Annotated in this window: 12 protein-coding genes; 7 read left to right on the plus strand and 5 right to left on the minus strand. The window is 73.8% G+C overall.

Features of this window, described 5'->3' with window-relative positions; all coding sequences use genetic code 11:
• The first annotated feature begins 47 nt into the window (after positions 1-47).
• From PIR53_05905 to PIR53_05915, 3 genes are all read left to right on the plus strand, one after another.
• The gene (locus PIR53_05905) at positions 48-2,114 is read left to right on the plus strand and encodes an APC family permease (GenBank protein ID WZH53527.1); all 2,067 of its coding nucleotides are present in this window, start codon (positions 48-50) and stop codon (positions 2,112-2,114) included.
• On the plus strand, positions 2,111-3,370 hold the full coding sequence (locus tag PIR53_05910) for a class I SAM-dependent RNA methyltransferase (protein ID WZH53528.1): 1,260 nt from the start codon (positions 2,111-2,113) through the stop codon (positions 3,368-3,370). The genes PIR53_05905 and PIR53_05910 overlap by 4 nt, the downstream gene beginning before the upstream one ends.
• 263 nt (positions 3,371-3,633) lie before the next feature.
• Positions 3,634-6,444, plus strand: a complete 2,811-nt coding sequence (locus PIR53_05915) for an aconitate hydratase (GenBank protein ID WZH53529.1) — start codon at positions 3,634-3,636, stop codon at positions 6,442-6,444.
• Positions 6,445-6,517: 73 nt separating this feature from the next.
• Here the strand turns inward: PIR53_05915 and PIR53_05920 are convergent, their stop codons facing one another.
• Genes PIR53_05920 through PIR53_05940 form a run of 5 tightly spaced genes read right to left on the minus strand, consistent with a single transcriptional unit; the run spans position 6,518 to position 10,035 of the window.
• Entirely contained in the window at positions 6,518-7,585 is a 1,068-nt protein-coding gene (locus PIR53_05920; GenBank protein ID WZH53530.1) for a hypothetical protein, read from the minus strand.
• The gene (locus PIR53_05925; GenBank protein ID WZH53531.1) at positions 7,586-8,461 is read right to left on the minus strand and encodes a hypothetical protein; all 876 of its coding nucleotides are present in this window, start codon (positions 8,459-8,461) and stop codon (positions 7,586-7,588) included.
• A complete protein-coding gene (locus PIR53_05930; GenBank protein ID WZH53532.1) occupies positions 8,458-8,730 on the minus strand; it encodes a hypothetical protein in 273 nt (90 codons plus the stop codon). The genes PIR53_05925 and PIR53_05930 overlap by 4 nt, the downstream gene beginning before the upstream one ends.
• A complete protein-coding gene (locus PIR53_05935; protein ID WZH53533.1) occupies positions 8,727-9,806 on the minus strand; it encodes a hypothetical protein in 1,080 nt (359 codons plus the stop codon). The genes PIR53_05930 and PIR53_05935 overlap by 4 nt, the downstream gene beginning before the upstream one ends.
• The gene (locus tag PIR53_05940; GenBank protein ID WZH53534.1) at positions 9,799-10,035 is read right to left on the minus strand and encodes a hypothetical protein; all 237 of its coding nucleotides are present in this window, start codon (positions 10,033-10,035) and stop codon (positions 9,799-9,801) included. Before PIR53_05940 ends, PIR53_05935 begins: the two co-directional genes overlap by 8 nt.
• A gap of 133 nt (positions 10,036-10,168) precedes the next feature.
• Here PIR53_05940 and PIR53_05945 point away from each other — a divergent pair, with 133 nt between their 5' ends.
• The 4 genes from PIR53_05945 (at position 10,169) to PIR53_05960 (ending at position 14,663) form a co-directional block, all read left to right on the plus strand.
• A complete protein-coding gene (locus PIR53_05945) occupies positions 10,169-10,489 on the plus strand; it encodes a thiamine-binding protein (protein WZH53535.1) in 321 nt (106 codons plus the stop codon).
• On the plus strand, positions 10,486-11,445 hold the full coding sequence (locus tag PIR53_05950) for an SMP-30/gluconolactonase/LRE family protein (protein ID WZH53536.1): 960 nt from the start codon (positions 10,486-10,488) through the stop codon (positions 11,443-11,445). The genes PIR53_05945 and PIR53_05950 overlap by 4 nt, the downstream gene beginning before the upstream one ends.
• Before the next feature lie 76 nt (positions 11,446-11,521).
• The gene (gene dxs, locus PIR53_05955) at positions 11,522-13,426 is read left to right on the plus strand and encodes a 1-deoxy-D-xylulose-5-phosphate synthase (protein WZH53537.1); all 1,905 of its coding nucleotides are present in this window, start codon (positions 11,522-11,524) and stop codon (positions 13,424-13,426) included.
• Entirely contained in the window at positions 13,407-14,663 is a 1,257-nt protein-coding gene (locus tag PIR53_05960; GenBank protein WZH53538.1) for a hypothetical protein, read from the plus strand. The genes dxs and PIR53_05960 overlap by 20 nt, the downstream gene beginning before the upstream one ends.
• Positions 14,664-14,684 lie beyond the last annotated feature (21 nt).

Consider the following 14,684-nt stretch of genomic DNA (forward strand, 5'->3'; position numbering starts at 1 on the left):
CGCCGCCAGCACCCGCGCGCCGTCCCGTGCGCGTACGATCGCGCCTCGTGGGTCTTGCCGACGCCTCGAAACGGATCCTGCTGGGCCGCAAGCTCCGCAGCTCCCAGCTCGGGGAAACTCTCCTCCCGAAGCGCATCGCGCTCCCGGTCTTCGCCAGCGACGCGTTGTCGTCGGTCGCCTACGCGCCCGACGAGGTCTTCATCATGCTGTCGATCGCGGGCACGACGTCGTACGTCTTCTCCCCGTGGATCGGCGTGGCCGTCGCCCTGGTGATGACCGCGGTCATCGCGTCCTACCGCCAGACCGTGCACGCCTACCCGAGCGGTGGCGGCGACTACGAGGTGGCGAGCGTCAACCTCGGCCCCGCGGCCGGTACGACGGTGGCGAGCGCCCTGCTCGTCGACTACGTGCTCACGGTGGCGGTGTCGATCTCGTCGGGCTCGCAGTACGCCGCGGCGGCGATCCCGTTCCTGTCGGGCCACGAGGTGCTCTTCGCCTCCGCGCTCGTCGTCGTCCTCATGGCGCTCAACCTGCGGGGCATCCGGGAGTCGGGCAGCTACTTCGCCGTGCCGACGTACCTCTTCATGGTCGCGATCATCGGCATGGCGCTCTACGGCGGCTACCGGTGGGCCGTGGGCACCCTGCCCGAGGTCGAGAGCGCCGCGCTCGACGTCGTCCCGCGGGAGGGCTTCGAGGGCCCGCTGACCCAGTTCGCCATGGTCTTCCTGCTGGCCCGGGCCTTCTCCTCGGGCTGTGCCGCGCTGACCGGCGTCGAGGCGATCTCCAACGGCGTCCCCGCCTTCAAGAGGCCGAAGAGCCGCAACGCGGCCTCCACGCTGCTCATGCTCGGCATGATCGCGGTGACGATGATGCTGTCGGTCATCCTGCTGGCCCGGGAGATGGGCATCCGCTACGTCGACCCGCACGAGCTCGACCGCCTCCGCACGGCGGCGGGCGACCCGATGCCCGACGGCTACGACCAGCACACCGTCATCGCGCAGATCGCCGGGGCGCTGTTCGCCGACTTCCCGCCGGGCTTCTACTTCGTCGTGACGATGACCGGCGTCATCCTCGTGCTGGCCGCCAACACGGCGTTCAACGGCTTCCCGGTGCTGGGCTCGATCCTGGCGAAGGACGGCTTCGCCCCGCGGGCGCTCGGCTCGCGCGGCGACCGGCTCGCCTACAGCAACGGCATCGTCTTCCTCGCCGTGATGGCGATCGTGCTCATCGTCGCGTTCGACGCGCAGACCACCAAGCTGATCCAGCTCTACATCGTCGGCGTCTTCGTGTCGTTCAACCTGAGCCAGCTCGGCATGATCCGCCACTGGACGCGCCACCTCGCGACCGAGAAGGACGCCGGTCGGCGCCGCACGATGCAGCGGTCGCGGCTCATCAACGCGATCGGCCTGGCGTTCACGGCCGTGGTGCTCGTCGTCGTGCTGCTCACCAAGTTCCTCGAGGGCGCCTGGATCACGATCCTGGCGATGACCGCGGCGTACTTCGTCATGCGCTCCATCCGTCGCCACTACGACCGCGTGGCGAAGGAGATCGCGGCGGAGGAGACCGACAAGGTGCTCCCCACCCGCGTCCACGCGATCGTGCTCGTCTCCAAGCTCCACAAGCCGACGCTCCGGGCGCTGGCCTACGCGAAGGCCTCGCGCCCCAACGTGCTCGAGGCGGTCTGCGTCTCGACCGACCCGGCGGAGACCGATCGGCTCCTGGCGGCGTGGGACGAGCGCCGCATCGACGTGCCGCTCAAGGTGCTCTACTCGCCGTACCGCGAGCTCATCAAGCCGATCGTCGACTACGCGGTCGAGATCCGGCAGGCCAACCCGCGCGGGGTCGTGGCGGTCTACATCCCGGAGTACGTCGTGGGCCGCTGGTGGGAGCAGCTGCTCCACAACCAGAGCGCCCTGCGCCTCAAGGGCCGGCTGCTCTTCACACCCGGCGTGATGGTGACCTCGGTGCCCTTCCAGCTGCAGTCGTCGGCCGTCGCGCTCGAGCGGGAGGACCGCCAGCTCACCCGTGTGCGCCCCGGTGACCTCCGCCGTGGTCGCGTGACCAGCGAGGAGGCGCCCGACCGGGTGCGTCCCCGCCCCCCGAGGCAGCGATGACGCGTCCCGACCGCCGCCGTCCCGGTCCGCAGCGCGGCCGCGGCACCCGCACCCGCGCACCGCGCGGACGCTCGCGCGTGGGGGAGCGGTACGACGCGGAGATCGGCCCCGTCGCCCACGGCGGCCACTGCGTCGCGCGCGTGGCCGTCGCGGGCGAGGAGCGGGCCCGGGTCGTCTTCGTGCGCCACGGCATCCCCGGCGAGCTCGTCGTCCTCGAGATCACCGAGGGCTCCGACGGCGACCGCTTCTGGCGCGGCGACGTCGTCGCGGTCCGGGAGGCCTCCCCGCACCGCGTGGTCGCCCCCTGCCCGGTCGCCGGCCCGGGACTGTGCGGTGGCTGCGACTTCCAGCACGTGGACCTCGCCCACCAGCGCGCCCTCAAGACCGCGGTCGTGGCCGAGCAGCTGCAGCGCCTCGCCGGCGTCACCTGGGACGGCGAGGTGCAGCCCGTCGCGGGCGACCTCCCGGAGCAGCTGGCCGGCCTGCGCTGGCGCACCCGGGTCCGGTACGTCGCGCTGCCCGGGAACGCCCCCGGACCGACGCGGGGGATGCGCCGCCACCGGTCGCACGACGTCGTGCCGGTCGAGGAGTGCCTCATCGCCCACCCGGACGCGCGGGAGCCGCACCCCGGCACGACCACCGAGCGGGTCGCGGTGGGTGGGGCCGGCGAGCACCGCTTCGCCGTCGCCACCGACGGCTTCTGGCAGGTGCACCCCGGTGCCCCCGGCACCCTCGTGGCGACGGTGCTCGAGCTGCTCCGGCCGCAGCCGGGGGAGTCCGCCCTCGACCTGTACGGCGGGGTGGGCCTGTTCGCGCGCTACCTGGCGGACGCGCTCGGGCCCGACGGCGCCGTGCTGAGCGTCGAGGGGGACGCGACGGCGTCGGCCCACGCCGTCGACAACCTGCGCGGGGCACCCGGGCGGGTGGGCGCCGTGCGGGGGGACGTGGCGACCGTGCTCGCCGACGGCGACCCCACGCTGCCCGCGCTGGCCGCGCCGGACCTCGTCGTGCTCGACCCGCCCCGCGAGGGCGCCGGGCGTGCGGTCGTCGAGGAGCTCGTGCGCCGCGCCCCGCGCGCGGTGGCGTACGTCGCGTGCGACCCCGCGGCGCTGGGACGCGACGTCGGTTCGTTCCGGGCGGCGGGATGGGAGCTGGTCGAGGTGCGGGGGTTCGACCTGTTCCCCATGACCCACCACATCGAGTGCGTCGCGCTGCTGCGTCCGCCGGTGTCGGTCGCTGCGCTCCCGGTCGTGTAACGCGGTGTCCGGGCATCTGTGGAAGGGGTAGATCGCGTGCACAGTGACCCGGACACCGCGTTACACGCGAAGAGGTGCGCGCGGCACCGCGGGATTTGTTGCTCGACATCGTGTATCTTGACGTCAAGACAAACCGGACGACGCCCACCGTCGTGTCGTGACGCCCGGACGCCACCCAGGTAAGGCGAGCCTTCCTAGGAACGGTTCCGGATGCAGCGGCAAGATGGGTGGGCGCGGCCAACCAGCGGACGAGGAGACGGACTGTGGCAAGTCAGAACAGCTTCGGTGCCAAGAGCACCCTGGACGTGGACGGCACGTCCTACGAGATCTTCCGCCTCGACGCGGTGAAGGGCGAGGGTCTCGACGTCGACTCGCTGCCCTTCTCGCTGAAGGTGCTGCTCGAGAACCTCCTCCGCGCGGAGGACGGCGCCAACATCACCGCCGACGACATCAAGGCTCTGGCGGGGTGGGACGAGACGGCCCAGCCCGACAAGGAGATCCAGTTCACGCCGGCGCGCGTCCTCATGCAGGACTTCACCGGCGTGCCCTGCATCGTCGACCTCGCCACGATGCGCGAGGCCATGGCGGAGCTCGGTGGCGACGCCTCCAAGATCAACCCGCTCGCGCCCGCCGAGATGGTCATCGACCACTCCGTGATGGCCGACGTCTTCGGCACGCCCGAGGCGTTCGAGCGCAACGTCGAGATCGAGTACGAGCGCAACCGCGAGCGCTACCAGTTCCTGCGCTGGGGCCAGGGCGCGTTCGACGACTTCAAGGTCGTCCCCCCGGGCACCGGCATCGTCCACCAGGTCAACATCGAGCACCTGGCGCGCACCGTCTTCACCCGCGAGGTCGACGGCGAGCTGCTGGCCTACCCCGACACGTGCGTCGGCACCGACTCCCACACCACCATGGTCAACGGCATCGGCGTCGTCGGCTGGGGCGTCGGCGGCATCGAGGCCGAGGCCGCGATGCTCGGCCAGCCGGTCTCGATGCTCATCCCTCGCGTCGTCGGCTTCAAGCTGTCGGGCGAGCTGCCCGAGGGCTCGACCGCCACCGACCTCGTGCTCACGATCACCGAGATGGTGCGCAAGCACGGCGTGGTCGGCAAGTTCGTCGAGTTCTACGGCCCGGGTGTCGCGGCCCTGCCGCTGGCCAACCGCGCCACGATCGGCAACATGAGCCCCGAGTTCGGCTCGACCATCGCGGTCTTCCCGATCGACGGCGAGACGACGAAGTACCTCGAGCTCACCGGTCGCCCGGCCGAGCAGGTCGCCCTCGTGGAGAAGTACGCGAAGGAGCAGGGCCTCTGGCTTGACCCCGACGCCGAGCCGCGCTACTCGGAGAAGCTCGAGCTCGACCTCGCCACCGTCGTCCCCTCGCTGGCCGGCCCGAAGCGTCCGCAGGACCGCGTCGAGGTGTCGGTGGCCAAGGAGTCGTTCCGCGGCGCGCTCGCGTCGTACGTCGACGAGGACGGCGAGGAGGAGGGCTACGACGAGTCCGTCGCCGAGACCTTCCCGGCGTCCGACCCGGTCACGTCCAACGGCCACGGCGAGGCGGCCCCGCCGCGCGACTACCTGTCGGCCGCGCCGGCCGACGGCGGTCGTCCCAGCAAGCCGGTCAAGGTCACGCTGGAGGACGGCACCGAGTTCACGCTCGACCACGGCGCCGTCACCATCGCGTCCATCACCTCCTGCACCAACACGTCGAACCCGTCGGTCATGATCGGCGCGGCGCTGCTGGCGAAGAAGGCCGTCGAGAAGGGCCTGTCGCGCAAGCCGTGGGTCAAGACGACGCTCGCCCCGGGCTCGCAGGTCGTCAGCGACTACTACGACAAGGCCGGCCTCACGCCGTACCTCGACAAGCTGGGCTTCAACCTCGTCGGCTACGGCTGCGTGACCTGCATCGGCAACTCGGGTCCGCTCATCCCCGAGGTCTCCGCCGCGGTCAACGAGAACGACCTCGCGGTCGTCTCGGTGCTCTCCGGCAACCGCAACTTCGAGGGCCGCATCAGCCCCGACATCAAGATGAACTACCTGGCCTCCCCGCCGCTGGTCGTCGCCTACGCGTTGGCCGGCTCCATGGACGTCGACCTGTTCAACGACTCGCTCGGCGACGACACCGACGGCAACCCGGTCTACCTCAAGGACATCTGGCCCTCGCCGGCCGAGGTCGAGGACACGATCCGGGGCGCCATCAACTCGGAGATGTTCGCCGACTCCTACGCGGACGTCTTCAAGGGCGACGAGCGCTGGCGCGCGCTGCCCACTCCCGAGGGCGACACCTTCACGTGGGACGAGTCGTCGACGTACGTGCGCAAGGCGCCCTACTTCGACGGCATGCCGGACGAGCCGACGCCGGTCACCGACATCGACGGCGCCCGGGTGCTGCTCAAGCTGGGCGACTCGGTCACGACCGACCACATCAGCCCGGCCGGCTCGATCAAGAAGGACTCGCCCGCGGGTCTCTACCTGACCGAGCACGGCGTGCAGCAGCGTGACTTCAACTCCTACGGCTCGCGCCGCGGCAACCACGAGGTCATGATCCGCGGCACGTTCGCCAACATCCGCCTGCGCAACCAGATCGCGCCCGGCACCGAGGGCGGCGTCACCCGCGACTTCACCCAGGACGACGCCCCCGTCACCTCGGTGTACGACGCGTCGGTGAACTACCAGGAGGCCGGCATCCCGCTGGTCGTGCTGGCGGGCAAGGAGTACGGCTCGGGCTCGTCCCGCGACTGGGCGGCCAAGGGCACCTCGCTGCTCGGCGTCAAGGCGGTCATCGCGGAGAGCTACGAGCGTATCCACCGCTCCAACCTCATCGGCATGGGCGTCATCCCGCTGCAGTTCCCCGAGGGCGAGAACGCCGAGAGCCTCGGCCTGACCGGCGAGGAGACCTTCTCCATCACCGGCATCACCGAGCTCAACGAGGGCCGCACCCCGAAGACCGTCAAGGTGAAGGCCGGCGACGTCGAGTTCGACGCCGTCGTGCGCATCGACACCCCGGGCGAGGCGAGCTACTACCGCAACGGCGGCATCATGCAGTTCGTGCTCCGGAGCCTGCTCAAGGGCTGACCTCCCGAGCCCGTCGACCGACGGCCCGTCCCCGCACCGCGGGGACGGGCCGTCGGCGTACCCGGGGTGGGGACTACCGCCGCACGCGGTCGACACCGGCGGTGATGCCGCGGGCCAGGCCCCGTTCGAGCCCCTCGACCGGGCCGCGCGACCACGGCTCCCACCGCACGAGCCGCGGCCAGGCCCACCCGAGCGCCAGGGAGCCCACGATCATCGCGACCATGAGCGCCCAGGAGTCGTCACGGAAGCCGGGCTCGCGGTCCTGCACCCACTGGTGGGCGACGAGGACCTGCACCGCGTAGGCGGTGAGCGTCACCCGGCCCGCGTCGGCGAGGGGCCGCGCCGCCGCGGGGACGTACGCCGCGGCCAGCCGCACCGCCTGCACGACGGCCACGACGAGCACCACCTCGAACGTGAGCACCGCCGGGGTCCCCGTGTACGGCGCCATGTCGAGCGTCCCGGCGCGCTGCGCACCGAGCATCCCGGCGGCGAGCAGGCCGCAGCCCGCGAGGCTGGCGACGGTCACGAGCCGGCCGGCGTACCGGGCGAGCACGATGCCGAGGCAGGCGACCACGAGCATCGAGGTGAGCCGGTAGTAGGGTCCCGCGACGCTGAGCTCGAGGAGCCGCGGGTAGAGCCCGTCGGCCGTCTCGCCGGCCATCAGGCGTTCGAAGCGCCAGTCCCGGAGGGCGGTCGAGGTGCTCGTCAGCAGCCGCGGCTCCAGCACGTAGAGCGCGACCGCGACGCCGAGCAGGGCGAGGCTGGGCAGCCGCACGAGCACGAGGCAGAGCAGCGTCAGCGCCCCGAGCCAGACGAGCACGACCACGATCTGCGCGTCGGTGCGCTCGAGGAGGAGGCCGATCCCGACGAGCGCCGCGGCCCGCACGAGCACTGCGACGACCTCGCCGTGGCGGCCCCGGCCCAGCTGGGCGCCCCACCCGATGAGGAACGCGAACAGCGGCGCGGTGAGGTACTCGCTGAGGTCGAGGACCCCGCCGGGACCGCTCGTCGGCGCGAAGTGCGCGACGAACATCGACACGAGGGCCAGGCCGCGCGCCGCGTCGATGCCGAGGTCGCGGGCCCGGCTGCGGGAGGGCTGGCCCGTGGCGGTGCCGGTGCCGAGGGGGAGGGGAGCGGTCACTCACCCATCGTCGTGCACGAGACCGGCCAGCAGGTCGGGATCGGCGATCTCGGGCAGGCGCACGAGGTGGTGGAGGGCCTCGGCGCTGATGCGGGAGAGCACGGGCAGCACGTGCTCCCACGCGGCCTGGCGCACCACGGCGCGCACCAGCCGCCGCTGGTGCAACCGGTCGAGCCGCGGCAGCAGCTCGAACAGCCGCGCGCGGGCCTCGAGGCCCAGCAGCGCCATGAGCAGCACGGCCTCGTCGGCCCGGTCGTGCTCCCCAGCGGCCGCGAGCACGCGCTCGAGCGTGGCGTCGGGCAGCCCGGCCAGCACCTCGTCGAGCGCCGCCGGGTCCTCGGCGTGCACGGCGATCTCCAGGATCGCCAGGCCCGAGGCGTCCCGGACGACCTCGACGCTGGCGTCGGCGGGCATGACGCCCACGAAGCCGCCGAGGGTGAGGTGGTCGCCGTTGGCGAGCATGCGCCGTCCCACGGCGACGAGGAGGTCGGCGGGCAGGCCCGCGACGATCGCGGTCGCCCGCGTCGGCTCGAGGTGGCCGGTCAGCTCCGCGAGGAACTCCGGCGAGATCCGCTCGGCCAGGCGGGACGCCTCCTCGGGCTCCATCGCCGACGCCGTCCGCGCCGAGACGAGGGGGCCGAGCGCCGCCTCGGCCGCCCTCGCCGCGACGGCGACCGGCAGGAACCGGGTGATGACGGCCAGACGGGCGAACCGTCCGGCCTGGCGGGCGTGCCGGGCGGCGTCGACGCTGCGGCGCAGGTGGGTGACGTCGGCGGGCGCGAGGGCGGCCAGGAAGTCGAGGTCGGTGGCGTCGGCGGGCACCTGCAGGGCGTGCTTGAGCTTGGCGACCTCGACCACCGACCGTCCGGCGTTCACGAGGGCGTCCCGCTGGTCGCGGACGGCTCCGTGGGCTCGCCGCGCGGGAACAGCGTCGCCGCGACCCGGCGCCGCAGCGGCGCGGGGACGAGGCGTACGGCGTCGCGCATCCCGCGGCGTACCTCGAGGTCCTCGCGGTGCTGCGCCATGGCGACCGCCGTGTCGAGCGCCTCCAGCTGGGCGTCGTCGAACCGCCGGAGGTAGGCCAGGTCGTCCGGCGGGAGCCCGAGGCGGTCGGCGACCCGCTGCAGGGGCGGGGGTGCGCTCACGATCCCTGCAGCAGGGCGGACAGGCGCCCGTCGCCGTCGTCGTGCTGCTCCAGCCAGCCCCGCACCGCGGGGTCGCCGAGACCCGGAGCGTCGCGCAGCGCGGCGAGGTGCTCCTCGTCGAGCGCGTGCAGCACCCGCAGCAGCGTGGGCGCGAGGTCGAGGTCACGGCCGGTGCGCAGCACGGCGTCGAGCACGGCCGGGTCCGTCGTGGCGGGCACGTTGACGAGGGCGGCCAGCGCGCCGTCGTCCAGGTGGGCGAGCGCGGGGAGCAGCTCGCGCCAGGCGTCGATCTCCGCCACGGCCGCCAGGAAGCCCGCGGCGCGGTCGGCGGGGAGGCCGGCGACGAGGGCGACCACGCGGACGCGCTCGGCGGGGTCGAGCGACGTCACCAGGGTGAGGGCGTCGACGTGCGCGTCGGTGGCGTGCGCGTGCTCCACGACGGCGACGAGCACCTCGTCGTCGAGCCCGTCCACGAGGGCCGGGAGCACCGAGCGGTCGTCGGCGAAGAGCGCCGCGCGGAGCAGGTCGCCCGGGTCGGCGTCCTCGACGACGGCGAGCGCCGACTCCGTCGGCACCACGGAGACGAAGCGCCCGAGCACCACGTGCTCGCCGCGCTCCAGCAGGATCCGGCCGATCTGCGCCACGAGCGCGACGTCGAGGTCGGCGACGATGCCGCGCACGCGTTCGGGGTCGAGGGTGAGGCACACCTCCGCCAGGAAGTCGGCGGGCAGGCGCTGCGCGAGGCGCACGGCCTCGGCGGGCGGTAGCGAGCCGGCGATCCGGGCGCTGACGAGGGGGCCGACGGCGTGCTGCGCCGCCCGGGCGGCGATCGCGACCGGCACGAGGGAGCTGAGGTGCGCGATGCGCGCGAACCGGTCGGCGTGGCGCGCGAAGAGCCGCTCGGCGACGTCCGTGCGGAACCGGCGGAGCTCGTCGGGGTCGGCGTCGGCGAGGAAGGCGACCTCGTCCAGGCCGAGGTCGAGCTCGTGGGCCAGCTTCGTGAGCTCGATGCGGGCGGCGAGCCGGGTGGCGGCGTTGGCCGCCCGGGGTGCGTCGGGAGCGGCGGTCTCAGCCACGGCCGCTCCCGAACACGAGCGCGCGCGCCCGGCCCCGGAGCGGTCGCGGCACGAAGCGCACGGCCTGCTCCAGTCCGTCGGCGACCGCGCGGTCCTCGGCCCGGATCGCCAGGCTGATCGCGTCGTCGAGCACGGTGAGGTCGGCGTCGTCGTAGGCCTCGAGCAGCGCGAGCCGCTCGACGGGCAGGTCGAGCCGCCGGGCCATCGCCGCGAGCACGGATCGTGACATGGGCCTCACCCTACTCGCGGGTCACTTCGTCGCGGGGGATGCTGGGCGTCATGACCACCACGAACCGGACCCCAGCTGGGACCCTCGCCCCGAGCCTCGCCCCGAGCCTCGCACCGGACGGGCGGGCCGTCTGATGCTCGTCGCCTTCTCCGTCGCGCCCAGCGGGACCGGCCGGGACGACGCGTCGGTCGCCGACGCGGTGGCCGACGCCGTGCGCGTGGTGCGCGCGTCCGGGCTCCCGCACCGCACCGACGCCATGTTCACGACCATCGAGGGCCCGGACTGGGACACGGTGATGGACGTGGTCAAGCGGGCCACCGAGGCCGTCCAGGCCCACGGCACCCGGGTCTCGCTCGTGCTCAAGGCCGACATCCGGCCCGGCCACGACGGTGAGCTCGACGGCAAGGTGCGTCGGGTCGAGGAGCGCCTGGTCGACGGCGGGAGCGGCCGGTGACGCGGTCGGCGTCGCCGCTCGACGTGGTCCAGGTGCCGGGCAAGGGCGCCGAGGACGTGCTGGTCGCGACGAGCGGCCGGGACGAGGGGGCGGTCTTCACGGGCACCGAGGACGGCGCGGTGCTCCGCGTGTCGCACGACGGTCGCCGGGTGACGCGCGTCGGGCACACGGGCGGCCGTCCGCTCGGCCTGGAGGAGCTGCCCGACGGACGGCTCCTCGTCTGCGACGCCCACCGGGGCCTGCTGGCGCTGGACCCGGCGACCGGCCGGGTGGAGACCCTGCTGACCTCCGTCGACGGTGTGCCGATGCGGTTCTGCAACAACGCCGCCGTGGCGCCCGACGGCACGGTCTACTTCTCCGACTCCTCGACCCGGCACGGGATCGCCGAGTGGAAGCACGACTTCGTGCGGCTGACCCGCACGGGCCGGCTCCTGCGCCGCGATCCCGACGGCACCGTCACGGTGCTCCTCGACGGGCTGGCCTTCGCGAACGGGGTCGCCCTCGCGGCGGACGCGTCGTGGGTCGCCGTCGCCGAGACGGCCGCCCGCACCGTGGTGCGGCTGTGGCTCACCGGGCCGCGAGCGGGGGAGCGGGAGCTGCTCGCGTCGGACCTGCCGGGCTACCCCGACAACATCGCCCGCGGCTCCGACGGCCTCGTGTGGCTGGCGCTCGCCAGCCCCCGCGACCCGGTGGTCGAGCGGCTGCAGCGGGCCCCGCTGTGGGTCCGGCGCGCGGCCACCTCGCTGCCGGAGGCCGTGCAGCCCGCGCCGAAGCGCGTGGTGCACGTGCGCGCGATCGACGCCGAGGGACGCGTGGTGCACGACCTCGACCTCGACGACCCGGCGGACCGGCGGGCCTTCCACATGGTGACCGGGGTGCGGGAGCACGAGGGCACGGTCTGGCTCGGCAGCCTGCACGAGGCCGCGGTGGCCCGGCTCCGACCAGACCGCGGCTAGAGTGGCCGGACGCCTCGGGGCCGGTCGGACCGGCCCCCGGCCGCACGGGGCACCACGCAACGAGAGGACCGCACGCATGGGACACCTGGAGTCGATCACGACGCCGGAGCACCTGCGTGACCTCTCGTCCGCCGAGCTGGAGGAGCTCGCGGTCGAGATCCGCGACGTGCTGGTCGCGACCTGTGCGCGCACCGGCGGCCACCTCGGCCCCAACCTCGGTGTCGTCGAGCTCACGCTGGCCATCCACCGGACCTTCGCGTCCCCGCACGACCGCGTCGTCTTCGACACCGGTCACCAGACCTACGTGCACAAGCTGCTCACCGGGCGGGCCGCGACCTTCGACTCGCTGCGCCAGGAGGGCGGCCTGTCGGGCTACCCCAGCGCCGCGGAGTCGCCCCACGACATCGTCGAGAACTCGCACGCGTCGACCGCGCTGAGCTACGCCGACGGCCTGGCGAAGGCCTACGCGCTGCAGGGCGCCGACCGCCACGTCGTCGCGGTCATCGGCGACGGCGCGCTCACCGGCGGCATGGCCTGGGAGGCCCTCAACAACATCGCGATCGCGCCGAACAGCCGGCTGGTCATCGTGGTCAACGACAACGGGCGGTCCTACACGCCGACCATCGGCGGCCTGGCCACCGCGCTGACGGCGCTGCGCACCAGCCCGCGCTACGAGAACGTGCTCGACCTCGTGAAGCGCCGGCTCACGGCGGTCCCGGGGGTCGGACCCGCGGCGTACGACACCCTCCACGCCATCAAGAAGGGCCTCAAGGACGCGATCGCGCCGCAGGGCCTCTTCGAGGACCTCGGGCTGAAGTACGTCGGGCCCGTCGACGGCCACGACCTCGAGGCGCTCGAGCACGCGCTGGCGCAGGCCAAGCGCTTCGACGGCCCGGTGATCGTGCACGCCCTCACGAACAAGGGGCAGGGGTACGACGCGGCGCTGCGCCACGAGGCCGACCAGTTCCACGCGCCGGGGCCGTTCGACGTCGGCACCGGCGTCGAGAAGCCGAAGGGCCGCGGGTGGACGGACGTGTTCTCCGAGGAGATCGTGCGCCTCGGCGAGCAGCGGCCCGACCTGGTCGGCATCACGGCGGCGATGCTCCACCCCGTCGGCCTGCAGGCCTTCGCGGAGCGGTTCCCCGACCGCACCTTCGACGTCGGCATCGCGGAGCAGCACGCGGCGACGTCCGCGGCCGGGCTCGCGCTGGCGGGCATGCACCCCGTGGTGGCGGTCTACGCGACCTTCCTCAACCGCGCCTTCGACCAGGTGCTCATGGACGTCGCGCTGCACCGCTGCGGCGTGACCTTCGTGCTCGACCGCTCCGGGGTCACCGGCGACGACGGCGCGAGCCACAACGGCATGTGGGACATGTCGATGCTCCAGCTGGTGCCGGGTCTGCGCCTGGCGGCGCCGCGCGACGCCACGCGTCTCGCCGAGCTCCTCGCGGAGGCCGTCGACGTCGACGACGCCCCGACCGTCGTGCGCTACCCCAAGGGCCCGCCCCCGGCCGACATCCCGACGGTCGACACCGTCGACGGCGTCGACGTCCTCCACCGCAGCGTGAGCCAGGACATCCTGCTCGTGGCGGTCGGCGCGATGGCCACGACGGCGATGGACGTCGCCGCCCGGCTCGAGGCGCAGGGCATCGGCGTCACGGTGGTCGACCCCCGCTGGGTCATCCCGGTCGCCCCGGCGCTCATCGACCTCGCCCGCGACCACCGTCTCGTGGTGAGCGTCGAGGACAACGGTCGCCAAGGCGGCTGCGGTGCGTCGCTGCTGAGCGCGCTCAACGACGCACGGGTGACGACGCCCGTGCGGGTGCACGGCATCCCCCAGGAGTTCCTGGCCCACGCGAAGCGCGCGGCGATCCTGGAGCAGGTGGGTCTGGACGCGCAGACGCTCGCCCGGGCGTGCGTCGAGGAGATCACGGCACTGGCTGACCACAGCCGCCTCCTCGATGTCGACCGCACCGGCTGAGGAGGCCCCCTCCCGCACGCCGTGGGGCGCGGTGCTCGTCGCCGTGCTCGTCCTCGGCATCCTCCTCACCACCTGCGGCGTGCCGGGCCGTGACGACCCGCCGCCGCGCGCCCCGGCCGACCCGGCCCGGGTCGCCGAGCCCGCCCTCGCCGAGCTGCTCGGCGAGCGGTCCCGCGCCCTCGGCGGCGACGACCGAGCGGCGTGGCTCGCCACCGTGGGCGAGGACGCGGCGTACCGGGAGCGCCAGGGGTGGGCCTTCGACAACCTGGTGCAGCTGCCCCGGGCCGTGGCGCGCTACGAGCTGGTGGACGGTTCGGCCCGCTCCGAGGGCGACGACGTCGTCGCCGACGTACGGCGCGTGCTGCAGGTCGCCGGCTGGGACGCCGTGCCGGTGGAGACCGCGGCCGCGTACCGCTTCCGGCTCTTGTCCGCGCCGGACGGGACGACGGCGTACCGGGTGGTCGGCGACACCGAGGCCGCCGCCCCGTGGGACCTCGCTCCCGTCCGCGTCGTCGTGCGCGGCGGCGCCCTGCTCGTGACGGACGCCGCCGACGCCCGGGCCGATGCGCTGGCGGCGGACGTCGAGCGCGCGATCGACGACGTGGCGGCGCAGGTGCCGCTGCCGTGGACGGCGCGGGCGATGGTCTACGCGGTGTCGGCGATCGACGTGCTCCGGGGCGTCGAGGGCCTCCCGGCCGGGGACCCGGCGCAGCTCGACGGCGTGGCCTTCACGGTGGTGGCGGGGCCGGAGGACCGCACGGTGGCGGCCGTGCGGGTGGTCCTGCACCCGCGGCTGCTGGAGACGGACGCACGGTCGCCGGCACGGGCGCGGCTGCTGCGCCACGAGCTGACCCACGTCGCGCTCGGCGACCGCGACGACCGGGTGCCGACGTGGCTCTCGGAGGGAGTCGCGGAGCTCGTGTCCGTGCGGGGCATGGCGATGGGGGAGCGCGCCATCTCGCGGGCGGCCATCGACGCCGCCGCATCGGGGGTCGTGGCCCTCCCGGACGACGCGGACTTCGGGGGTGAGCGCTCCGGCGCCAGCTACGGGCTGGCGTGGTGGGCCTGTGAGCACGTCGCGCGCACGTGGGGCGAGGACCGGCTCTGGTCGCTGCTGGCGTCCTACGCGGCCTCGCCCGACGAGGACCGTGACGCGGTGCTCCGCCGCGTGCTCGGCGTCGACGGCGCCGCGCTCGCGGCGGCGGCCGCGCGCCGCATCGTGTCCGTGTTCGGGTGACACCGCGGGGCCCCGCGCGGC

The organism is Nocardioides alkalitolerans, from assembly GCA_038184435.1.
GTDB lineage: Bacteria > Actinomycetota > Actinomycetes > Propionibacteriales > Nocardioidaceae > Nocardioides > Nocardioides alkalitolerans_A.